Genomic DNA, 19,618 nt, shown 5'->3' on the forward strand with positions numbered 1-19,618 from the left:
CGAGGTGAAGTGGTATGGATGATGCCCGTGGCCAGTTAATTACCTTTCATCTGGGTAAAGAAAGGTATGGCATAAATTTAAACTATGTTCAGGAAATAATTAGGCCGCCGGTTATATTAAAAGTACCAATGACTCCTGAGTATTTTTTGGGACTAGCTAATCTTAGAGGCGAAATTTTACCTATTTTAGATGGGCGGCGGAAACTTCAGCTGCCGCCCAATGAACTTTCCGATAGCTCAAGGGTAGTAGTATTAAAACTTGCCCAGGAAAAGATAGGGCTTTTGGTTGATCGCATGGCGGAAGTGGTAGACTTAGAAGGGGCGGTTTTTGAAGAAATTGCCAATGCCCAAGTAAACACCCGGCTGGTTAGCCGTGTGGTAAGACTTCCGCACACCGAAGAGTTAATAATGGAGATTAAGCCCGAAGGCATATTTGAAAAGAAGCTTGATCAAGTCAGTAGAGGACAGAAAAGTTTTGAGCTAACAGAAGTTAACGAAAGCCAAGAAATTGCCCAAGAAAATTCTTCGTTGGAGCAATTAATTGGTTTTAAATTAGGCAACGAGGAATTTTCCTTACCTATTGCTGCAGTACAGGAGATTGTGCGGGTGCCTGAAATTATTTCAAAAACTCCCGGATTGCCCGCATATGTGGAAGGTATAATAACACTGCGCAATAATACTTTACCCATTATTAATTTGCGACTTTTCTTGGGACTTGAACGAAAAGAGTATGATGAAAAAACACGAATTATAGTTTTAAATTTAAGCAAGGAAGAAGGAAGCTATTTATTTGGTCTGGTTACAGATGAGGTTACTGAAGTTTTAAGGGTGCAAAAGAGCGACATTGATGATGTTCCTTCTTATTTAGCAAACGATGCGGGAGAATTGATCAATGGTGTTTGTAAATTAAACTCCGGTCAAAGGTTAATCTATACCTTGGTTCCTGAAAAACTTTTAGCCGAAAGTAAACTGCAATTAGAGGCTAAAAATGAAGCTGAACAAAGGGAAGTGATTTCGGAGTTGATGTCTCAAGAAAATCAATTTGTCATTTTTGGTTTAGATACCGGGGAATATGGGGTAGAAATTGGAAACGTACAAGAAATAATCCATGTTCCTGAAATAACATCTATTCCGCAGGCTCCTTATTTTGTCGAAGGTATTATAAATCTTCGAGGAGCAATTTTACCGGTATTAAACTTAAGAAAGAAATTTAACTTACAGTTAAATAGTGAGCGGGAAGCGGAAAGGATTATTGTAGTTGATTATCAGGGGTTAAAACTTGGTTTGATGGTTGATACCGTGCGTGAAGTACTAAAAATAAATGAAAAGGAAATAGAGAAAACGCCAGCTCTTTTAAATGATGAAATTCGGCAGGAGTTTATAAGCGGTATTGCTAAGATAAACGGTGGAGAACGTTTAATTCTGCTGCTGGATCTCAAGCATGTAATTAGCCGGGAAGAAAAAGAACAAATTGAGGAGGCATTAGATATTGTCCAAAATTAGAGTTTTGATAGTCGACGATTCAGCGTTAATGCGCAAATATTTGCGGGAAATCCTGGAACAGGACCCGGAAATAGAGGTAATAGCTGTTGCACGGAACGGACGGGAAGCAGTGGAGAAAGCTTTAGAATTGTCTCCGGATGTCATTACTATGGATATCAACATGCCGGAGATGGATGGTTTAACGGCTATCCAATATATTATGCTTCACCGTCCTACTCCGATTATTGTTATTTCCTCATTAACGCAAAAGGGAGCATTAACAACCTTTGAAGCTTTGGAACTGGGTGCCGTCGATTACGTGGCCAAGCCCGACGGCACCGTTTCCTTAAAAATTAAGGAAGTTGCCGAAGAAATATTACAAAAAGTAAAGGCAGTAGCAAAATCTCGCGGCGTTGTTCGCTTAAAAGCGCGCAAAGAGCGGCCTTTTGTTCAAGAGGTTCCAAAAACTAGGCCGGTTAGCCCCGATACTAGTTTTAAAAAATTAATCTTGATTGGGGTATCTACCGGTGGGCCTAAAGCTTTAATGGAAATAATTCCAAGACTTCCGGGGAATTTAGATGCGTCTGTAGTTATTATTCAGCACATGCCGGAGAAATTTACCGCGTCCTTTGCTGCACGCTTAAATAATTATTCGGAACTTTACGTGAAAGAAGCAGAAGACGGAGAAAGCCTAGAGCGGGGTAAGGTTTTGGTAGCTCGCGGAGGAATTAATCTCAAGTTAGAACGTAAACTTGGCATCAATGTTGTACGGGTGCGCTATACCCCTCTTCCCCGGGAAACAATTTACTGGCCGTCGGTGGATGTTGCCTTTCGTTCTGCTTTAACCGTAATTGAACCGCACAGAATAATTGCAGTTTTACTTACCGGTATGGGGGATGATGGAGCTCAAGCTATGGTAGAAATTAAACAAAAAGGCGGTTATACCATAGCTGAAAGTGAAGAGACAGCAGTAGTTTGGGGAATGCCCCGGGAAGCTATTGAACGGGGTGGAGCTTCAGAAATCTTGCCGGTGTATCAAATTGCTGACCGTATAGTAGAGTTGGTTCGGTAAAAGAGGTGGCTGCATGAAAGTTTTAATCGTTGATGATTCCTTTACTGTTCGACAGTATTTTAAGGAAATTTTTCAAGGATTTAGTTGGGAAGTAGAAGAAGCGGTAAACGGTTTAGAGGCTCTGGAAAAAGTTTTAAATGGAGAATTTGATTTAATGACCGTTGATGTCAATATGCCTAAAATGGATGGTTATACTTTTGTCTATAAAGTCCGGGAAATGGGAGTTTCGTTGCCGGTAATTTTAATTTCCACCGAATCAAAAGAGCATGATAAATTGAAGGGCTTACAAGCGGGGGCTACCTTGTATTTGGTAAAACCGGTTTTACCCGAACAAATAATAAGCTATGCTATGTTATTAACGGGGAGTTGATTGGTTTTGAGTGACTTAAGGGAAACCTTTGTTTTTGAGGCCCAGGAACTTTTGGAGCAGTTAGAACCTTTAATTTTAGACTTAGAAATTAACAGCAGCGAAGAAACCATTAATGCTCTTTTTCGTATAGCTCATACTTTAAAGGGTTCAGCGGGGATAGCCGGTATAAATTCGGTTAAAGAGTTTACTCATTATCTTGAAACCGTCTTAGAAGCCCTAAGAAGCCATGAGATAGAGATTTCCAGTGATGTGGTAGACCTTTTGCTTGAAGCCTTTGATCATTTAGGGGAATTGATTACAGCTTTAACTCTTGGCGAAGAGCGTCCTTATAATAAGGACATAGCAGAAAAATTAGCCGGGTTAATAACTGCAACTAATGAATCAACTTTACCAGCCCAGGAAACAAACAGCTTGGCAACTGTACCTTTACTTAACAAAAGCCATCTTTTAAAATTAACGGCTTCAGACTGTGCTAAACTTTTAAAGGCAAAGGCTAAAAAGCAAAACTTGTATCAAATTTCACTTGACTTTTCGCCTAATTTCTTTTACTTTGGGCACCGGTTAGAGTATGTGCTTGAAGACTTAAAGGCCTTAGGCAATTTAGTGGGTAAATATTATTTTTGGCGGGAAGTACCCAACTGGACTGATTTTTCTCCGGAAAATCTGTATTTAAACTTTGAGCTGTATCTGGCCACGAAAAAAAGCCCTAAAGATATTGAAGATGTTTTTCTTTTCATTGCCTCCGAGGAAAATAGTGTAAGAATTGCAGAAATTACTGCTACTGATTTAGAAGAGTTTATTAAAGGAGAAGTAGATAGCCAAGGTTTAAGAAAAAATTATGAGAAGTTAACTTTAGTTTTACAGGAAATAGCGGAGTATAATGACCGCGAACAAATAAAAGAAGCTTTGAACCGGCTTTTAGCCCTATTTAAGGATAGTGCTTTTTCCGACAATCCCTGGCTTGCCGGGGGATTAGTGGCTCTTATTGAAACAATTGCTGAACTCGTAGAGAGCGACTGGGAAAAAGCGCAGTCTATAAAGCAGCAGGTTTTAGAAATAGCTTTTAGTATCCTAAACGAAGTAACGGAGCAAAACTATGTGGAAACCAATCTCTTAACTGTCCTTACCGATTTTTATGAGTTTATTGGCGGTGATGAAGGCGAAACGGAGATAGAAGTAGATGAGAAAATTCAGCAAAAAGCTGAAAAAGTAGAGATATCCTTATCTTATGTAGAGGAACTTTTAAAACAGCTTTTAGAAGGCCTGCGGCAGGTTAAAGGTGAAATAAAAGAGCCAGTTTACCAGGCTGCTGCCAAGGCTATTAACAATGTGGAAAAATATTTAGGAATTGACCAGACTGAATGGGAAGGGAGTTTAACTTTTGAACAGTTAACTGCTCGGTTGCAATTCCTTCTTGAATTAATTTCAGTGCCTCAAGAGGAAGAAAAACCAGCAATTGAAGAAAGCAAAGAAACCAAAGAAAAAGTTGCCCAAGATACTAAGGAGTTAGAGCAGGAAAACTTAGCAAAAGCCAAGAGAAAAAGCCAAGCATTGAAAATATCCCAGGAACTTGCCGATAAACTTCTGGCTTTAGCCGGTGAGTTGATTATTGCCAAAAATAGTTTGCCGTACCTGGTAAAAAAATTGGAAATGCTTGGGCAAATGGAAGTTGCCCGGGAATTAAAGGATAAAGCTCTTTATATTGACCGTTTGGCCCGGGATTTTCAGGATAGTTTAATGGAACTGCGCCTCTTACCGGTGGAAAATATCTTTAAGCGCTTTCCACGGTTTGTGCGGGATACCGCAAAACAGCTAAATAAACAGGTAAACTTAGTTTTAAAAGGGGAAGAAACAAAGTTAGAAAAGGATATCTTAGAAGAACTCTATGAACCGTTACTTCATTTGGTGCGAAATAGCCTGGACCACGGTCTGGAGGAAATTGAAGAGCGGATTACGGGAGGAAAGCCTGCCACTGGATTATTGGAACTTGCGGCTTACAGCCAGGGTAATAAGGTGATAATCGAGGTTAAAGATGATGGTAGGGGAATTAATCGGGAAAAAGTTTTGAAGAAAGCAAGAGAAAATGGCTTAATTACTGCCGAGGAAGCTTCAAGGTTAAGACCCGAGCAGGTATATGAGTTAATTTTTAAGCCAGGATTTAGCACCAAAGATGAAGTAACCGACATTTCGGGACGCGGGGTAGGCATGGATGTGGTGAAGCAAAAAGTTAATGCCCTTGGCGGTCAAGTGGAAGTATTTTCCGAGGAAGGTAAGGGAACAACCATACGCTTAATTTTGCCAATTTCCATGGCAACAACGGAAGTATTAAAGTTTACTGTAGGTGGTAAGCTATTTGGTATTCCGCTTTATACCGTTCGGGAAACGGTAAATGTGCCGGTTAAGGAGATTAAATCTTTTAAGCAAAAACCGGTAGTGGTTATAAGAAACAATGTTATTCCTTTAGTTAATTTAGCAAAGACCCTGGGCTTAAAAGAAAAGGAGCAAGAAGAAGTTAAGATTATCATTTTACATTATGGATTTGCCTTAATTGTGGACGATTTACAAGGGAAAGAAGAAGTAATAATTAAGCCTTTAACGGGGGAATTAAGTCACCTTTCGCTGTATGAAGGAGCATCAATTTTAGGGGATGGGAGCATTCTGTTAATCCTTGCCCCGACCGGCCTTATGGGTGGTGAAATGTAGTGGCAGAAAAGGTTATTGATTTGCCTCTTACCATTGAAAATGTAGCCCGGGTAAAAGAAGAATTAGGGGAGTTAAATTTTAAAAAAATAGTTTTTACTACCGACCAGGTGGACCTTGCTGGTTGGCAGCTTTTAAAGTGTTTGCAATTAAATTATCCCGATATCACAATTGAAATTGCCAAAAGCCCGGAAATCTGGGAGGAGTTTTTAGAATTAAACTAAAAAGTTATATGCATAATTCTTCACCGGTTAAAGGGCCATTTTTTCAAGAATTTTGTTGGGAACTGCCAATTTGCCAATATCATGAAGCAGGCTGACTTTAGCCAAACATTCCATTTTTCAGGACAAGTTGTTCTAATTTTGCTGAAGCAAAACAACTTTTTTGAAATTCTTGAAGCAGCAATTCTCTAAATAAAAACTCCTGCCTCTATAATCGGGCAGGAGTTTAACTTTCCTGGTGGACGCGAAGGGACTCGAACCCTCGACCTCCTGAGTGCGAACCAGGTGCTCTCCCAGCTGAGCTACGCGCCCGTCTTTTTAGTTGTAATTTATCCGAGCATCTCATATAATAAACCGTAAAGGAAGTTTTGTCAAGAACCTGGGCTTGCCGGATATTGCTAAAAAATAAATTCCAAGGTATAATATGGTTGAAAGAAAATAAAAGAGTCGGCGAGCCCCTTTAAAAAATCCTTGACTTTTAGCTTTTATTTTTGCTAAAATACCTCTAAAGTAAAGGCTGTGATAGGGAAAAGTAGGATTTTTGCAGGGCCGAAAGCGAGCCGGGGAGGGTGGAAGCCCGGTGGTCCGGAAAATCTGAAGTTCTCCCTGGAGCTGGCCGCTGAACAAAGAAGTAGGCGGACCCGGAGAGTTCCACCGTTAAAAGGAACGGGGTATCGGAGGTTTCCTGTACTCTTAGGGTGGTAATTAAACCTTTGGTTCCCTAAGCCAAAGGTTTTTTTGTATCCTAAGGAAATTTCCCGTACCTTTAACGAGAGGGCAGCAATGCCAAGAAGGGTGGTACCGCGGAAGACGACCCGGTCTTTCGTCCCTTGGGGATGAAGGACCGGGTTTAATTTATTATACGGAGGTGTTGGAATATGGGGTTTTACCAAAACTTAAAGAGGACTGGTGGCAAGAGTTAACCAGCCAGAAAAGGTTTATGATTTTTGCCGGGCCGTGTGCCGTAGAAAGTCGGGAACAACTGGAGAAAACGGCTCAGGTCCTAAAAAAATACGGTATTAACGGTCTACGGGGTGGTGCTTACAAACCCCGAACCCGGCCTGAAAGCTTTCAGGGCCTTGGAGAGGAAGGTTTAAAAATATTGGCGGAAATTAAGCAAAAGTATGGCTTAATAGTTGTAACGGAAGTTTTGGATGAAGAGTCTCTGGAAAAGGCTTTACCAGTGGCGGATATCCTTCAGGTGGGCAGCCGCAACATGCAAAACTTTTCCCTTTTAAAGAAACTTGGCAGGGTCAATAAACCGGTTTTGTTAAAACGCGGACTTGCCGCTACCATTGAAGAATGGTTAGGGGCAATGGCTTATATCGAAGAAGGGGGTAACCACCGGATAATTTTATGTGAACGGGGGATAAGAACCTTTGAAAAAATGACTCGTAATACCCTTGACATCAGTGCGGTACCTCTTTTAAAAAGGCTCTGCCCTTACCCGGTTGTAGTTGATCCAAGCCATGCGGCGGGGCGGGTTGATTTAATTCCCGCTTTGGCCAAAGCGGCGGTTGCCGCCGGTGCCGATGGATTGTTAATCGAAGTTCACCCCGAGCCTCAAAAAGCTTTAAGTGATGGCCAACAGTCCCTGGACCTTCCTTCATTTATTAAACTTTTGGAAGAGTTAAACCCCTGGCTTTTGGCAGCAGGCAAGACTTTTTAAGGGGGATGGCGATGCGCACCGGTTATTTAGGGCCTCCAGGGACTTTTTCAGAAAAAGCTTTAAAACTTTTAAAAAATAAAGTTACCCAGAAAGTTTGGTATTCATCGTTTAAAGATATTGCTCGGGCATTAATAGATGGTGAGATAGAAGGGGCATTGTTTCCTTTAGAAAATAGCCTTTCCGGGAAAGTTTTGGAAGTAGATGCTATACTCAAAACCTTAAAAGAAAAGCTTATCCTGATAGAGGAAGTATTTTTACCCATTACCCCCGGGCTTTTTTCCTATTCGGCCCAATCGTTAGAGGAAATTAACGTAGTATTGTCAAGGCCGGAACTCTGGCAGCAGTGCCGGGAATATTTTAAAGGCAGGGACCATTTAAGGTTTATCCCGGCTTTAAGCAGCAGCCAGGCAGCAGAGAAAGCAAAAAAAATTAAGGGGGCTGCCTTTATTGCTGACCTGGATTACCGGAACGAGGCAAAAGTTTTGGAGCTTTTTCTAAACGGTAACCGCCCATCCGTTACCCGCTTTGGTTTATTTAAAATATTGTAACATAATTTAAGAAAAAGAAGGAATTTTTAGTTTAAGAGAGAAATAAAGTATAACATAATAAAAAAATATACTATTCTAAATGGGGGGATTGGATGGGTAAGATAACGGTTACCGTCATTAAAGCGGATGTAGGAGGGTTCGTTGGGCACTCCAGTGTGCATGAAGAGCTTCTGGCCACTGCCCGGGAACAGCTGGCGAAAAGCCCTCTTCTGGTGGATTTTCATGTAACCCACGTTGGTGACGACATCAATTTAATCATGACCCACCGTCAGGGGGTGGATTCGGAGGAAATCCACAAGTTAGCCTGGGATACTTTTGTAGCCTGCACGGAAGTGGCCAAAAAGTTAAAACTTTACGGAGCAGGACAGGATCTACTGGCGGATGCTTTTTCCGGTAACGTCAAAGGTCTGGGTCCGGGAATTGCGGAAATGGAGTTTTTTGAGCGAACCAGCGAACCGATTATCGTTTTTGCCGCAGACAAAACGGAACCCGGAGCCTGGAACTTGCCGCTGTATAAAATGTTTGCCGACCCGTTTAACACCATTGGGCTTGTCATTGATCCCAAAATGCACGAAGGCTTTAAATTTGAAGTTTTAGACCTCCTGGAAAATAAAAAGATTATCTTCAATACTCCAGAAGATTTATATGACCTTCTCGTATTTATCGGTGCTCCCGGCCGCTATTGTGTCAAGAGTGTTTATACCAAAGCCGGGGAAATTGCCGCTACCTCCAGTACCCAGCGCTTAAACCTCATGGCCGGCCGGTACATCGGTAAGGACGACCCGGTGTTAATCGTCCGCTGCCAAAGCGGTTTACCGGCGGTGGGCGAAGCTTTAGAGCCCTTTGCCCGGCCGCACCTGGTTTCCGGCTGGATGCGCGGTTCCCATTCCGGACCGTTAATGCCGGTGTCGGTGGCCGATGCTACTCCGTCCCGCTTTGACGGGCCGCCCCGGGTAATTGCCCTTGGCTTCCAGCTGGCCGATGGAAAACTCATTGGTCCTCAGGATTTCTTTGCCGATAAAGCTTATGACCGGGCGCGGGAGATGGCCTTAATGATTGCCGATTACATGCGAAGCCTCGGCCCCTTTGAACCCCACCGGCTCCATTTAGAGGAAATGGAGTATACCACGTTGCCGCTGGTCTTGGAAAAGCTAAAAGATCGCTTTGTAAAAGCATAAAAAATGCATAAAACCCTTTCCTTGTTGGGAAACTACCCAAAGGAAAGGGATTTTTTTTGTGGTAAGTGGTAGGTGGTTGGTCGTCGGTAAAAAAATTTCTCTACCACCAACGACCTCTCATAGACCACCTTAAAAAATACACAGCAAGGAGGAAAATATTATGGATTTAAAAAACCGCGACAATGCCATTGAAGAAAAAATGGGCAGTGCCACCCACTGGTATTTAAATAACCGCTCACCCTATCTAAAAGAATGGGAAATTGCTGCCGATGGCTTTACCGCCAAAGGGGCTCCCTTTAGTTTTGACCTTGGCTTTAAAGATAAGTGTGATGAAGTGGGAGTACCCTGGGAAGCTTTTATCGACCAATTAAAAGCCGGTAAAAGTGATACGGAAATCGCCGAGGAACTTGGCATCACCGAAAAGCTCGCCGCAAATCTTCGCTACCAGTTTGAAAAATACGGTATCACCGGCGTTACTGGTCAGGATTAACTATAAGGCTCTGGTATAAATCGTACATTAACCGGGCGGTGTATTCTTTGCTAAAATTTTGGGCGTTTTTACGAGCGTTTTGGGAAAATAGCTTTCGTAAAGCTTCATCCCGGAGTAAAAGGATGACTTTTTCAGCATATTCCCGGGGATTTGGACCGGTAAGAAAGCCGTCTACTCCATCAAATACCATTGATTTGGAACCAAAAGCCCTTACCCCCACAGCCGGAAGCCCGGCAGCTTTGGCCTCAGCAAAAACCAGTCCCTGGGTTTCGGTAACCGAAGGAAAAAGAAAAAGGTCGGCTCCGGCGTAAAAAAGGGGTACCTTTTCCGGAGGTACCGGACCGATGAATTTAACGGAATTGCCCAGGCCGAGTTCCTCGGCTTTTTTTTGGTAATGGGGTAATTCCGGCCCCCCGCCAACTATCACTAAAACCACATCATTTAGCGTAGAAGCCACAATCCGAAAACTTTCCAGGAGAAAATCAACGTTTTTTTCCGGTGCCACCCTTCCCACAAATAAGCACACTTTTTTCCCCTTTAAACTCAGGGTTGTTTTTAACCAGGAACTGTCAGCTTTGCTGAACGGTTCCAAATCAATCCCGGTGGGAATTACCGCACTCCGGGTCTTTAAGCCTTTCTGGCAAAGATAGTCCCGAATGGTTTCGGTGGGACAGATTACCGCACTGCATTTATTGGCAAACTGCAAAGTGTACCAGGAAGTAACTGCTCTGGCGGTTTTCCGGGCGAAGGGAAAGTAGTGGACATATTCTTCGTATAACGTATGGTAGGTAAAAACCACCGGGATATTTAATTTTCGCCCGGTCTTTTGGCCCAAACGCCCCAGAAGAAAAGGACTATGCACATGGATTAAATCAACTTTTTCCTCCCTCAAAGTTTTCGAAACCTTAAACGAAAAGGGAAGGGCCAAATGAAACTCTTTATTGGTTGGCGCCGGTACAGAGAAAAAACGGTAAAAGCCCTTTTCTTTTTTGAAATTGCCGTAAGCGGGGATGAAAAAAATAAATTCTACTCCGCGTTGAGAAAGTTCTTCCTGAAATAAATCAATGGACCGGACCACACCGCTTACATAAGGATGGTAACTATCGGAAAAGACGGCTACTTTCAATAACAAGCCTCCCCTCCTGGAGATGGCCTTCTGGCACCACATCTAAAAGATTTAGTTTGGCACAGTACTCCACATCCCGGGCAAAACCGAGGTTAATGAGCCTTTGGCCGTGAAAGGAACGGGTTAAAATTTCCTCCGGCGGGTTACTGCGGGCAAGCTCAAAGCTAACGTAAGCCTGATCGGAAAGTTCAATCTTTTTTTGCTCCGCTAAAAGTGATATGATATAACCGGCTCCAGCAAAATCTTCCAGAGAAAATTGACTGTCGGTGCCGGAGGGCATTAAGACCACATCAAGATTAAGTTTTAAAAGATAATCGGCAACCGCTTTAGCATTAACGATACTTCCGGCAATAAGGGTTCGGGCGGATACGGCTTTTTTAAGGGTTTTGGTACCGTTAGTTGAAGATAAGATTATGGTTTTTCCTTTTAATCCTTGGTATTCCAAAGGGGAATTGCCAAGGTCAAAACCGGGAACCTTAATTCCGCCCCGCTCTCCTCCAAGGAGCGCTCCGGAAATTTTCTTTTTAAGTAAGAATGCTTCCTTAATCGAGGAAACGGGATAAATTTTTTCGGCACCGGCTGCCAGGGCGGTGGCAATAGTGGTGGTAGCTCTTAGCACATCCAGGACCACCACGGCTTTATCTTCGGCATTTTTAAGCTTTTCGGGATAAAATAAGACATCAATCTTCATTTAACCTTATGCTCCTTTTCTTTTGCTTATTATATTTTTAGTTTTTTTAACAACACTTATTATACAACATAATGCGGGAGGTTTTTATGAAAATTTTGCTTTTGGCCGAGCGTTTTGGCCATGGCCACTTAAAAGCTGCCTACAATTTACAAAAAGCTTTTGGGGAAGTAGCCCCAAATGTTGAAGTTAAGGTACTAACGATGTTAAATTTAATTGGCCCAAAAATTGAAAAGATAGCTTCGGATCTTTACTTAAAAATTTTAACCCATACCCCGGAAATCTGGGGCTATGTTTATGAGCAGGGACACGATAAAGAAAAGGACCGGCTAAGGTTGGTGGTAGCTTTTTTATACAAAAAGAAACTTAAGGAAGTAATCCGAAAGTTTAAACCCGCGGGGATAATCGTCACCCATGCTTTCCCGGCGGTGGCTTTGGATTACCTGGGTTACCGGAATTATGCTACGGTTATTACCGATTATGATTACCATGCCTTCTGGTTAACGCAAAATTCCCGTTTTTACTATGTGGCGGCGGAGGAGATTAAAGAAAAGTTAGTGGGAAAAGGGTATTCCCGGGATAAAATATACGCCTTTGGACCACCGATTGATCCAGTCTTTGCCGGGGAAATCGATGCTAACGCGGTCAGGGAAAGATATCAAATCCGGGAAGGGACTAAGATTATTTTAATGATGGGGGGAGGTCTGGGGCTTGGACCCCTGGCGGAGGCGGCAAAGACCCTTACGGATATTAATAAAGAATGGGTGGTTATCGTATTATGCGGGCACAATCAAAAACTGTACCGGGATTTAAAGGTTTTGGGAAGGCGAAATTTAATTCCGGTACCTTTTACGGCAGAAGTGCCGGAATATCTGGCTGCAGCGGACATAGTCATCACCAAACCGGGTGGGCTTTCCACCGCTGAGGCTTTAGCTTTAGGAAAACCGCTTATTATCATTAATCCCTTACCGGGGCAGGAACAGCGAAATGCCGAGTTTTTACAAAAAAAAGGTGCTGCCCTGTACCTATCTGATGTTTTGGAACTAAACAAGGTTTTGCCAGAGTTATTTTTCAGCCAAAACCTCTTATCCCTGAGGCAAAAGGCGGCAAAGCTCGGAAGAAGGGATGCTTCCATAAATATTTCCAAGCATTTTTTCCAAAATATCGGGGATAATATATCCGGAGGTGATTAAGATGACGGAAGTTGCCTGCCAGGTGGAAGAATGCCGTTTTTGGAGTAATAATGTTTGCACCGCTAAGTCCATTGAGGTTCGTTCTTCCGGAACCCGCAAAGTCAGCACCAGCGATGATACCGCCTGCGAAACCTTTATGAGCAAACAGTAACCTTTAGGAACGGTTTCCTTAGGTGGTAGGTGGTTGGTGGTAGGTGGTCTGTATAAGACTACTTTAAGCCGATCACCTACTACCTTTTTTTAATTATTATCACCTATCACTGACCACTTACTGCCATTTTTGAGCTGTACTACTTAATTATTTTCTACTGTTTTTTTACTCTATTATTGTTGAAAAACCAGCAAAAATATGCGAATATTATAGAAAAAACCAAAAACAGGAGGGTAAAGATGAGGCTGTTGGACGCTTATTTAAAAGTGGCAGAAAATCTAAAAGAGCTTTTAGGGGATGAAGTATTGCTGGCAATTTCCGATAAGGAAAATTTTATCTGGTATAAACCAGCGGCGGACATTGATTTAAATATTTATCCGGGGATGCCGATACCTCCGGACTCGATTGCACGACAGGTTTTAGACTCCAAAAGGCGAATAGAAACGTATGTTACGCAGGAAAAAAGTGCCTTTGGTAAACCCTATATATGTAAAGCAATGCCCATTATCGAAGATGGGGAAATTCAGGGGGTCATCGTTCTGGACACCAGCACCGAAAAGCGGGATTTAGTCCAAAGGGCGATTGGGGAATTAGAAAGCAGTATCAAAGAAATTAACAAGGCTGCGGAAGAATTATCCAGCTCTGCCACCAATTTTTCCGGCGAATTTGCAGCCCTTGCCCAACGGGCTGGGGTGATCAGTAACGATGCTAACGAAATCCGGCAGCTGGTGGATTTAATTAATAGCATTGCCGATAAAACCCATATCCTCGGGTTAAATGCGGCCATTGAAGCCGCCCGGGTGGGTAACCAGGGTAAAGGGTTTGCGGTGGTGGCTGAAGAAATTAGAAAGCTTGCCCAGCAATCCAAGTTTGCGGTCAAAGATATTGCCGGAAAAATTGAAAAAATTTTAGGAGAAATCCTCGCCCTGGCTCAATCAATTGAAGAATTTTCCGGGCTGAGCGAAGAGCAAACGGCAATTTCGGAAGAACTGCACTCTACTTTAAGCAATTTAGAACAAATGGCAAGGGAGCTTTCAAGATTAGCCGAGAAATTTTAACGCTTTCATTAAGGCATAAGCTTTATCCAGGGTTTCCAAATATTCTGCGGTGGGGTCTGAGTCCACCGTAATACCTCCGCCTACGCCAAAGTAGGCTTTTTTATTTTTTACCAGGATCGTTCTTATAACGATGTTTAAATCCATGTCGCCGTTTACATCTATATAGCCGATGCAGCCGGTGTAAATTCCCCGCCGTAGTCCTTCCAACTCCTCGATAATTTCCATGGCCCGGATTTTGGGAGCCCCGGTAATGGAGCCGCCGGGAAAAGTAGCGGCTAAAAGGTCGATAGCGTCTTTACCTTCAGCGAGCTCAGCGGTAACGGTGGAAACCAGATGGTAAACGGTAGCGTACTGTTCGAGGACGTACAGTTCCGGTACCTTTACCGTGCCCACTTTGGCTACTTTGCCCAGATCGTTTCGCTCCAGGTCTACAATCATGGTTAACTCCGCCCGGTCTTTTTGGCTGTTGTAAAGCTCATCTCTGTTTGCGAGGTCTTCGGCAATGGTCTTTCCCCGAGGGCGGGTACCTTTAATCGGCCGGGTCTGGACTTTGCCAGATTTAAGCTCTAAAAACCGCTCCGGCGAAGAACTGAGGACGGCGAATTCCGGGTAATGGAGATAGGCCGCAAAAGGAGCGGGATTAATCTTTCTTAAATACTTATAAAGCTCCCAGGGGTCTCCTGTAAAGTCAGCGGTAAAGCGCTGGGAGAGGTTTACCACAAAGATATCACCGGCTTTGATGTACTCAATAGCCCGCCGAACGATTTCCTCGTAACTTTCCCGGGTGAAATTAGAATAAAACTCTCCCGCCGGAGGATAAAACGGAGGTTTAACTTCTAAATTCCGGGATTTTTCGATGTATTCTAAGAGCTCTTTTAATTTATCTTCCCGGTAGCTTACGGCGTAGTACCGGTCATTTATGTGGTCGACTGCTACGAAGGTATCGTAGTAACCAAGGTAAAAGTCATAAAGATTTAAATCATCGATGGCGGTGCTGGGTAAAACTTCGAGCATCCGACCCAGGTCATAGGCAAAATACCCCACAAGCCCGCCTTTAAAGGGAAACGGCAGGTTTAAAGCAGGTTTTTTAATTTCGGCTAATAAGGACTTTAAAAAAGAAAATGGATGGCTATATAACTTTTCTTCCCGGTTATCATAGGACTTAATTATAAGATTTCCCCGACTTTTAACGGTAAACTCCGGATTAAAGCCCAGGAACGAGTAACGACCATAGGTACTGGGGGAAAGGGAAGAATCGAGAAAAAACCACTCTTTTTTGGGAAAAACTTCAGCTAATGCTATAAGATCAAATTTTGGAACTTCAATTATCTGAAAATATGTCATATTATTCACCGCTTTCCCAAAGATTGGCGGAATTTACGGGATAACCATAATTATTTAGCCTTTTTTCCGGGAATTTGTCAAGCAAAAATCCGGATAACAGAAATAATTTTAAGAGGAATTTACCGGGAAAAGCAGAAATAGATTAAATAACAAAATATGGTAACGGTGAAAAATAATGAAGTTTAACTTTTAAATGGGGGGAAGGAATAGGATGATCTGGATAGTGGTGAATAATTACCTTCATGATTTGGCTACCGGGCTTTTACTAACGGCGGTCTTTACCCTTTACCTTGCCCGCCGGCTCTGGTGTGACTGCATCTTAACCTTTACTCAATACCGGATATTTTTCCGCTATTTAAGCCGGGTTTTTTTTATTGCGGCTATGGTTGTAATCCTGGCAGGGATCCCAAGGGCCCTTTATTTTCGAGATGTAGAACTTATTCCGATGATTAAGAAGGACATGGTCTTACTGTTATGGGTCAAATATGGCTTACTTCTTTTAGCGGTAATCGGTAGTATCGTCATGTGGTATCGGCTAAGTAGGGATTTCTACGTTGCGGTGGAAAATCGGTGGTTGAATATAAAGATGTAGGTTTTAAAAGATTTGATTATTTGAAATATTACGTCTTTGACGAAAATTTACGATATCTGTCGAAAACTCCTGCTTTTTTAGTAGCAGGAGTTTTTGGTTTTTTTGTCGAATTGTTATCTTCAATGGTGGGAGGGTTTTTATACTTACATATTTTAATTAACATTTAGGTTTAGGAGGTAATATGAAAAAGAAAAAAACCAAAACATTGGCTAATAAAGAAAGTAATGTTATAAGTTTTTCTATTTCAATGGTTTATGAGAAAGTAATTATCATTTTGATTATTTTAGCGGCTTTGATATTCCGTTTATATCAAATAAATGAACCTTTTATAGGTCTCCATGACTGGTCGTCGGCGGATCTTGCCCGCTGTGCAAAGTCGTTTTTTACCTTTGGTTTTTTTAATTTAAAAGGCATTCCGGTAATGAATGTAGTACCACCTCTGGATGGTCATCTTCAGTACTATTATGACTGGCCCTTTTTAATTTACTACTTATTTGCAATAAGTTTTAAAATTTTTGGTTTTGGAGAGTGGAGTGTAAGAATAGTTGAAGTTTTATTTTCTTCCGGTTCGGTTTATTTAATTTATTTAATTGTAAAAGAACTCTGGGATTCTGAAGTTGCCCTAATTTCTGCATTTATCTTTGCTTTAATCCCTTTAAATGTCTATTACGGACGGGTCGGTGTGTTTGAAACACCCAATGTATTCTTTATGCTTTTAATGCTTTATGGCTATATAAGATGGATAAAGGAATTTAAAAGAAAGGATTATTTAATATTTTTAGCTGGTTTTCTTTTAGGTGCTTTTGAAGCCTGGCAAATTTACACCGTGGCATTTGTTGTTTTTTTACATGCGCTTTGGTTATATTTATTTAAAGGGAAAAAAAGCCGTAAGTTTTTATCTTTAGTTTTCTTGTTTGCCATAATTGTGATTGTTTCAGGTTTAATGCAACTGGCCTACCTATATTTTGCTCTGGGTATGGATGCGGTTAAAGGATTGTTTGCTGCAGGTAAGACCAGAACGGCAACGGATAGTATGGGTATTACATTTACCATTTCCCAGTATTTAAACGAAGAATTTAGCCGGATTTTTACCAGGGCTGGAGTATTTAACTTTATTTTAGCTTTAATTGGTCTGGTATTTATAGGCTTAAAGCAGTTTAAAAAAGAAGAGAAGACAAACTTAGATATACTTATCGTATTCTTTTTGAGTGGAACTATCTGGCTTGTGGTTATGAAAAACCACAGTTTTATTCACGAATATACTTTACTTCATTTTATGCCTTTTTTAAGTATGGCAGTTGCTCTTGGGGTAAAAGAACTTTCAAAAATATTTGTTACTGCTTTTAAAAACTGGAAAGTAGGTTTAGCGGTAATTCTTTTACTTCTTGCCGTTGTTTCCGTTGAAAATATTCCTAAAACTTTTGAAATATTTAATTTAGATTTATACGGAAACTTGAGACTTACTGGCCTTGCCCTTAAAGAAAGTACTGAAAATAATGCTGTTTGTATTACACCGCAAAATCATCCGGGTCCACCGACTATAGATTACTATGCTGAAAGAGTGATTTTATATAATAAACAGGATTTAGCAAATATTCCTCCGAATCGTCCGGTTTATCAATTTTATATCTTTGAACAAGGGTTAGTACAAGAATTTAAAAATTACTTTGCCAAAAATAATCCTAAAATTGTCTACTTGCAAAATGGATATGTTGCCGGAATTGTAAAAATAAGATAACAGGAGGAGCGGCATTGAAATTATCAGTCATTATTCCTTGTTATAACGAAAGGGCCACCATAAGGGAAATAATTAAAAGAGTTCAGGAAGTCCCAGTTAAAAAAGAAATAATTGTTGTAGATGATGGATCTACGGACGGTACTCGAGAAATATTACAGGAAATTAAAAACGAGTTTGATAATATACAAGTTATTTTACAACCACAAAACTATGGTAAGGGCTATGCTTTTAGAACCGGATTAAATGTAGCTTCTGGCGAGGTTGTAATTATCCAGGATGCGGATTTAGAATATGATCCTAATGATTACTTAAAGATTTTAGAGCTTTTTAAAAACCCTGAAGTAAAAGTTGTGTATGGATCACGTATCTTAAATCCCGCAAATGAAAAATCGTATTTAAGTTTTTATTTGGGTGGACGGTTGGTAACTTTTATTACCAATATTCTTTTTGGCAGTAATTTAACTGATGAACCTACCTGTTATAAAGCTTTTCGCCTGGATTTTATTAAAAGTGTTCCGATGGTAGGTACGGGTTTTGAATTAGAGCCTGAAATTACCGCAAAAATTTTAAAGCGGGGTGTAAAAATTTACGAGGTACCAATAAGTTATTTTCCCAGAAAAGCCGAAGAAGGTAAGAAGATAAAATGGAAGGATGGGCTTTTAGCAATATGGACGCTTCTAAAGTACAGGATAAAAGATTAGCAAGGAGAATGGAGATGACAAAGTATATCTTGTTGCTGTTGGCAATTACTTTTATTAATGTTATTGGACAGTTTTTCATTAAAAAAGGTGTAAGTGGGCAAGAGCTATCTTTGGCTTCTTTAGCTGGGATAAAGTATTTCTTAACTCTATTTTTACAGCCATATATAATTTTTGGTTTTCTTTTCTATGCAGTTAGCTCGATATTGTGGATGTTTGTCCTTTCAAAGGTTGATTTGAGCTTAGCTTATCCTATGTTATCTTTTGGATATGTACTGGTTTTGGTGATATCCAAATTTTTTCTTCACGAGGCTGTTTCCCTTCAGAGGTGGATTGGGGTTTTCTTAATTTGTGGGGGAATGATTTTGCTAGCATGGAATAATTGATATTTTGGAGGATATTTATATGGATCAAGGTGAAATATGGAAAAATTTATCGAAAAATAGTGATATCTTCAATATGATTAATTGTTACAAAAATCCATTAAACTTTCAACGAGAATTAGCTGAAATGATCAACCAACATTTTCTGAATAAAACAAAAGTGCTTGAAGTAGGTTGTGGTACTGCAGCGACAAGTTATTTGCTAAATAATAATTTTAATATTACCGTTCTAGATTATAATGAAGATTTAATAAATAAGCTAAAAACTTTGTTTACGTATTACCTCAATAAAAATATTAATATTGTTTTGGGTGATATGTTTAATATGCCTTTTGAAGATAAAACATTTGATTTAGTTTTTAATTCAGGGGTAATGGAGCACTATAGATTTTCTGAACGAGTAGTTTTATTGAAAGAATATGCAAGGGTGTTAAAAGATGATGGTTTGATGATTATCGCTATTCCAAATCATTATGATTTTGCATATAGATTAGCTTATTTAGTAAGAAAAAGATTATTAAGAGGGAGAAATTGGCCATGGCCGGAAGAATACAAAATTTATGATTTAAAAAATGAAATAAATGAAGCTAATTTAAGGCTTGTAAATAGGATAATTGTTGATAAGGAAACTAATTATAGCTTTATTGATAATATTTACATTAGAAAGATTATCGAGTTTGTTAATAAAAATTTTAATAAAACAAACGAAGGATATTTAACAGTACTAACGATATCAAAATAAATCAACTTACCTTTGATAAATCAATAAAACTTTTGCTTGTTCAATTTTGGGAATAAGTTTTAATATAAAAATGTTATCTTTGAATTGATAAGTTTTATGTAACGCACAGTTTTGGGCAATGAATCTTAAAAAATTTTATAAGTATAATTTGCTTGGTTAGGGAAAAATTAAAATTT

21 protein-coding genes, 1 tRNA gene and 1 other annotated feature are annotated in these 19,618 nt (G+C 40.5%); of the genes, 18 read left to right on the top strand and 4 right to left on the bottom strand.

What is annotated here, in order from left to right; genetic code table 11:
• The first annotated feature begins 14 nt into the window (after positions 1 to 14).
• The 5 genes from CHY_RS04745 to CHY_RS04765 are packed head-to-tail and all read left to right on the top strand — an operon-like array spanning position 15 to position 5,847.
• The gene (locus tag CHY_RS04745; RefSeq protein ID WP_011343953.1) at positions 15 to 1,502 is read left to right on the top strand and encodes a chemotaxis protein CheW; all 1,488 of its coding nucleotides are present in this window, start codon (positions 15 to 17) and stop codon (positions 1,500 to 1,502) included.
• Positions 1,489 to 2,553, top strand: a complete 1,065-nt coding sequence (locus CHY_RS04750; RefSeq protein ID WP_011343954.1) for a protein-glutamate methylesterase/protein-glutamine glutaminase — start codon at positions 1,489 to 1,491, stop codon at positions 2,551 to 2,553. The genes CHY_RS04745 and CHY_RS04750 overlap by 14 nt, the downstream gene beginning before the upstream one ends.
• A 13-nt stretch (positions 2,554 to 2,566) precedes the next feature.
• A complete protein-coding gene (locus CHY_RS04755; protein WP_011343955.1) occupies positions 2,567 to 2,923 on the top strand; it encodes a response regulator in 357 nt (118 codons plus the stop codon).
• 6 nt (positions 2,924 to 2,929) lie between these two features.
• Entirely contained in the window at positions 2,930 to 5,626 is a 2,697-nt protein-coding gene (locus CHY_RS12710; RefSeq protein ID WP_162485058.1) for a chemotaxis protein CheA, read from the top strand.
• A complete protein-coding gene (locus CHY_RS04765) occupies positions 5,626 to 5,847 on the top strand; it encodes a hypothetical protein (RefSeq protein ID WP_011343957.1) in 222 nt (73 codons plus the stop codon). The genes CHY_RS12710 and CHY_RS04765 overlap by 1 nt, the downstream gene beginning before the upstream one ends.
• Before the next feature lie 233 nt (positions 5,848 to 6,080).
• On the opposite strand, the gene CHY_RS04770 is transcribed toward CHY_RS04765, so the two are convergent.
• Positions 6,081 to 6,156: transfer RNA gene (locus tag CHY_RS04770), tRNA-Ala, on the bottom strand.
• 198 nt (positions 6,157 to 6,354) lie between these two features.
• Positions 6,355 to 6,678, top strand: a binding site (T-box leader).
• A 37-nt stretch (positions 6,679 to 6,715) separates the two neighbouring features.
• Here CHY_RS04770 and CHY_RS04780 point away from each other — a divergent pair.
• The 4 genes from CHY_RS04780 to CHY_RS04795 all read left to right on the top strand — a co-directional run bounded on the left by CHY_RS04780 (position 6,716) and on the right by CHY_RS04795 (position 9,729).
• On the top strand, positions 6,716 to 7,513 hold the full coding sequence (locus CHY_RS04780) for a bifunctional 3-deoxy-7-phosphoheptulonate synthase/chorismate mutase (protein ID WP_049752075.1): 798 nt from the start codon (positions 6,716 to 6,718) through the stop codon (positions 7,511 to 7,513).
• A gap of 11 nt (positions 7,514 to 7,524) precedes the next feature.
• On the top strand, positions 7,525 to 8,061 hold the full coding sequence (locus CHY_RS04785) for a prephenate dehydratase domain-containing protein (RefSeq protein WP_041537661.1): 537 nt from the start codon (positions 7,525 to 7,527) through the stop codon (positions 8,059 to 8,061).
• 92 nt (positions 8,062 to 8,153) lie between these two features.
• Positions 8,154 to 9,239 (top strand): fructose-1,6-bisphosphate aldolase/phosphatase, encoded by a 1,086-nt coding sequence (fbp, locus tag CHY_RS04790; protein ID WP_011343961.1) that lies wholly within the window; start codon positions 8,154 to 8,156, stop codon positions 9,237 to 9,239.
• 160 nt (positions 9,240 to 9,399) lie between these two features.
• Complete coding sequence (locus CHY_RS04795) at positions 9,400 to 9,729, top strand: helix-turn-helix domain-containing protein (RefSeq protein WP_011343962.1); 330 nt, start codon at positions 9,400 to 9,402, stop codon at positions 9,727 to 9,729.
• Here CHY_RS04795 and CHY_RS04800 read toward each other — a convergent pair.
• Both CHY_RS04800 and CHY_RS04805 read right to left on the bottom strand, forming a co-directional pair.
• Positions 9,713 to 10,855 carry a glycosyltransferase family 4 protein gene (locus CHY_RS04800; protein ID WP_011343963.1) on the bottom strand — a complete coding sequence of 381 codons (1,143 nt, stop codon included), beginning with the start codon at positions 10,853 to 10,855 and terminating at the stop codon, positions 9,713 to 9,715. The genes CHY_RS04795 and CHY_RS04800 overlap by 17 nt on opposite strands.
• Positions 10,830 to 11,546: a 2-phosphosulfolactate phosphatase gene (locus CHY_RS04805; RefSeq protein ID WP_011343964.1), complete on the bottom strand. Its 717-nt coding sequence runs from the start codon at positions 11,544 to 11,546 to the stop codon at positions 10,830 to 10,832. The genes CHY_RS04800 and CHY_RS04805 overlap by 26 nt, the downstream gene beginning before the upstream one ends.
• A gap of 86 nt (positions 11,547 to 11,632) precedes the next feature.
• On the opposite strand from CHY_RS04805, the gene CHY_RS04810 reads away from it, so the two are divergent.
• The 3 genes from CHY_RS04810 (at position 11,633) to CHY_RS04815 (ending at position 13,945) form a co-directional block, all read left to right on the top strand.
• Complete coding sequence (locus CHY_RS04810) at positions 11,633 to 12,736, top strand: MGDG synthase family glycosyltransferase (RefSeq protein ID WP_011343965.1); 1,104 nt, start codon at positions 11,633 to 11,635, stop codon at positions 12,734 to 12,736.
• A gap of 1 nt (position 12,737) precedes the next feature.
• The gene (locus CHY_RS12995) at positions 12,738 to 12,887 is read left to right on the top strand and encodes a DUF1540 domain-containing protein (protein WP_083757271.1); all 150 of its coding nucleotides are present in this window, start codon (positions 12,738 to 12,740) and stop codon (positions 12,885 to 12,887) included.
• Between the two features lie 239 nt (positions 12,888 to 13,126).
• A complete protein-coding gene (locus tag CHY_RS04815; protein WP_011343967.1) occupies positions 13,127 to 13,945 on the top strand; it encodes a methyl-accepting chemotaxis protein in 819 nt (272 codons plus the stop codon).
• On the opposite strand, the gene pabB is transcribed toward CHY_RS04815, so the two are convergent.
• Entirely contained in the window at positions 13,928 to 15,289 is a 1,362-nt protein-coding gene (pabB, locus tag CHY_RS04820) for an aminodeoxychorismate synthase component I (protein WP_011343968.1), read from the bottom strand. The genes CHY_RS04815 and pabB overlap by 18 nt on opposite strands.
• Positions 15,290 to 15,500: 211 nt before the next feature.
• On the opposite strand from pabB, the gene CHY_RS04825 reads away from it, so the two are divergent.
• Genes CHY_RS04825 through CHY_RS04850 form a run of 6 tightly spaced genes read left to right on the top strand, consistent with a single transcriptional unit; the run spans position 15,501 to position 19,442 of the window.
• Positions 15,501 to 15,881 carry a hypothetical protein gene (locus tag CHY_RS04825; protein WP_041537662.1) on the top strand — a complete coding sequence of 127 codons (381 nt, stop codon included), beginning with the start codon at positions 15,501 to 15,503 and terminating at the stop codon, positions 15,879 to 15,881.
• Positions 15,860 to 16,048 (top strand): hypothetical protein, encoded by a 189-nt coding sequence (locus CHY_RS04830; protein ID WP_011343970.1) that lies wholly within the window; start codon positions 15,860 to 15,862, stop codon positions 16,046 to 16,048. Before CHY_RS04825 ends, CHY_RS04830 begins: the two co-directional genes overlap by 22 nt.
• A gap of 14 nt (positions 16,049 to 16,062) precedes the next feature.
• Positions 16,063 to 17,619, top strand: coding sequence for an ArnT family glycosyltransferase (locus CHY_RS04835; RefSeq protein ID WP_011343971.1), 1,557 nt, complete (start codon positions 16,063 to 16,065; stop codon positions 17,617 to 17,619).
• A gap of 14 nt (positions 17,620 to 17,633) precedes the next feature.
• Positions 17,634 to 18,320 carry a glycosyltransferase family 2 protein gene (locus CHY_RS04840; RefSeq protein ID WP_011343972.1) on the top strand — a complete coding sequence of 229 codons (687 nt, stop codon included), beginning with the start codon at positions 17,634 to 17,636 and terminating at the stop codon, positions 18,318 to 18,320.
• Positions 18,321 to 18,334: 14 nt separating this feature from the next.
• Entirely contained in the window at positions 18,335 to 18,703 is a 369-nt protein-coding gene (locus tag CHY_RS04845; protein WP_041537664.1) for an EamA family transporter, read from the top strand.
• Between the two features lie 19 nt (positions 18,704 to 18,722).
• A complete protein-coding gene (locus CHY_RS04850) occupies positions 18,723 to 19,442 on the top strand; it encodes a class I SAM-dependent methyltransferase (protein ID WP_011343974.1) in 720 nt (239 codons plus the stop codon).
• Positions 19,443 to 19,618: the final 176 nt, after the last annotated feature.

It is taken from the genome of Carboxydothermus hydrogenoformans Z-2901, from assembly GCF_000012865.1.
Classification (GTDB): domain Bacteria; phylum Bacillota; class Z-2901; order Carboxydothermales; family Carboxydothermaceae; genus Carboxydothermus; species Carboxydothermus hydrogenoformans.

What these genes read in the sequence shown, in the direction of transcription:
- CHY_RS04785 (WP_041537661.1), top strand. Translation starts at nt 7,525, where the DNA reads ATGCGCACCGGTTATTTAGGGCCTCCAGGGACTTTTTCAGAAAAAGCT.
- CHY_RS04825 (WP_041537662.1), top strand. Translation starts at nt 15,501, where the DNA reads ATGATCTGGATAGTGGTGAATAATTACCTTCATGATTTGGCTACCGGG.
- CHY_RS04805 (WP_011343964.1), bottom strand. Translation starts at nt 11,546, where the DNA reads ATGAAGATTGATGTCTTATTTTATCCCGAAAAGCTTAAAAATGCCGAA.
- CHY_RS04810 (WP_011343965.1), top strand. Translation starts at nt 11,633, where the DNA reads ATGAAAATTTTGCTTTTGGCCGAGCGTTTTGGCCATGGCCACTTAAAA.
- pabB (WP_011343968.1), bottom strand. Translation starts at nt 15,289, where the DNA reads ATGACATATTTTCAGATAATTGAAGTTCCAAAATTTGATCTTATAGCA.
- CHY_RS12995 (WP_083757271.1), top strand. Translation starts at nt 12,738, where the DNA reads ATGACGGAAGTTGCCTGCCAGGTGGAAGAATGCCGTTTTTGGAGTAAT.
- CHY_RS04815 (WP_011343967.1), top strand. Translation starts at nt 13,127, where the DNA reads ATGAGGCTGTTGGACGCTTATTTAAAAGTGGCAGAAAATCTAAAAGAG.
- fbp (WP_011343961.1), top strand. Translation starts at nt 8,154, where the DNA reads ATGGGTAAGATAACGGTTACCGTCATTAAAGCGGATGTAGGAGGGTTC.
- CHY_RS04795 (WP_011343962.1), top strand. Translation starts at nt 9,400, where the DNA reads ATGGATTTAAAAAACCGCGACAATGCCATTGAAGAAAAAATGGGCAGT.
- CHY_RS04745 (WP_011343953.1), top strand. Translation starts at nt 15, where the DNA reads ATGGATGATGCCCGTGGCCAGTTAATTACCTTTCATCTGGGTAAAGAA.
- CHY_RS04755 (WP_011343955.1), top strand. Translation starts at nt 2,567, where the DNA reads ATGAAAGTTTTAATCGTTGATGATTCCTTTACTGTTCGACAGTATTTT.
- CHY_RS04835 (WP_011343971.1), top strand. Translation starts at nt 16,063, where the DNA reads ATGAAAAAGAAAAAAACCAAAACATTGGCTAATAAAGAAAGTAATGTT.
- CHY_RS04850 (WP_011343974.1), top strand. Translation starts at nt 18,723, where the DNA reads ATGGATCAAGGTGAAATATGGAAAAATTTATCGAAAAATAGTGATATC.
- CHY_RS04845 (WP_041537664.1), top strand. Translation starts at nt 18,335, where the DNA reads ATGACAAAGTATATCTTGTTGCTGTTGGCAATTACTTTTATTAATGTT.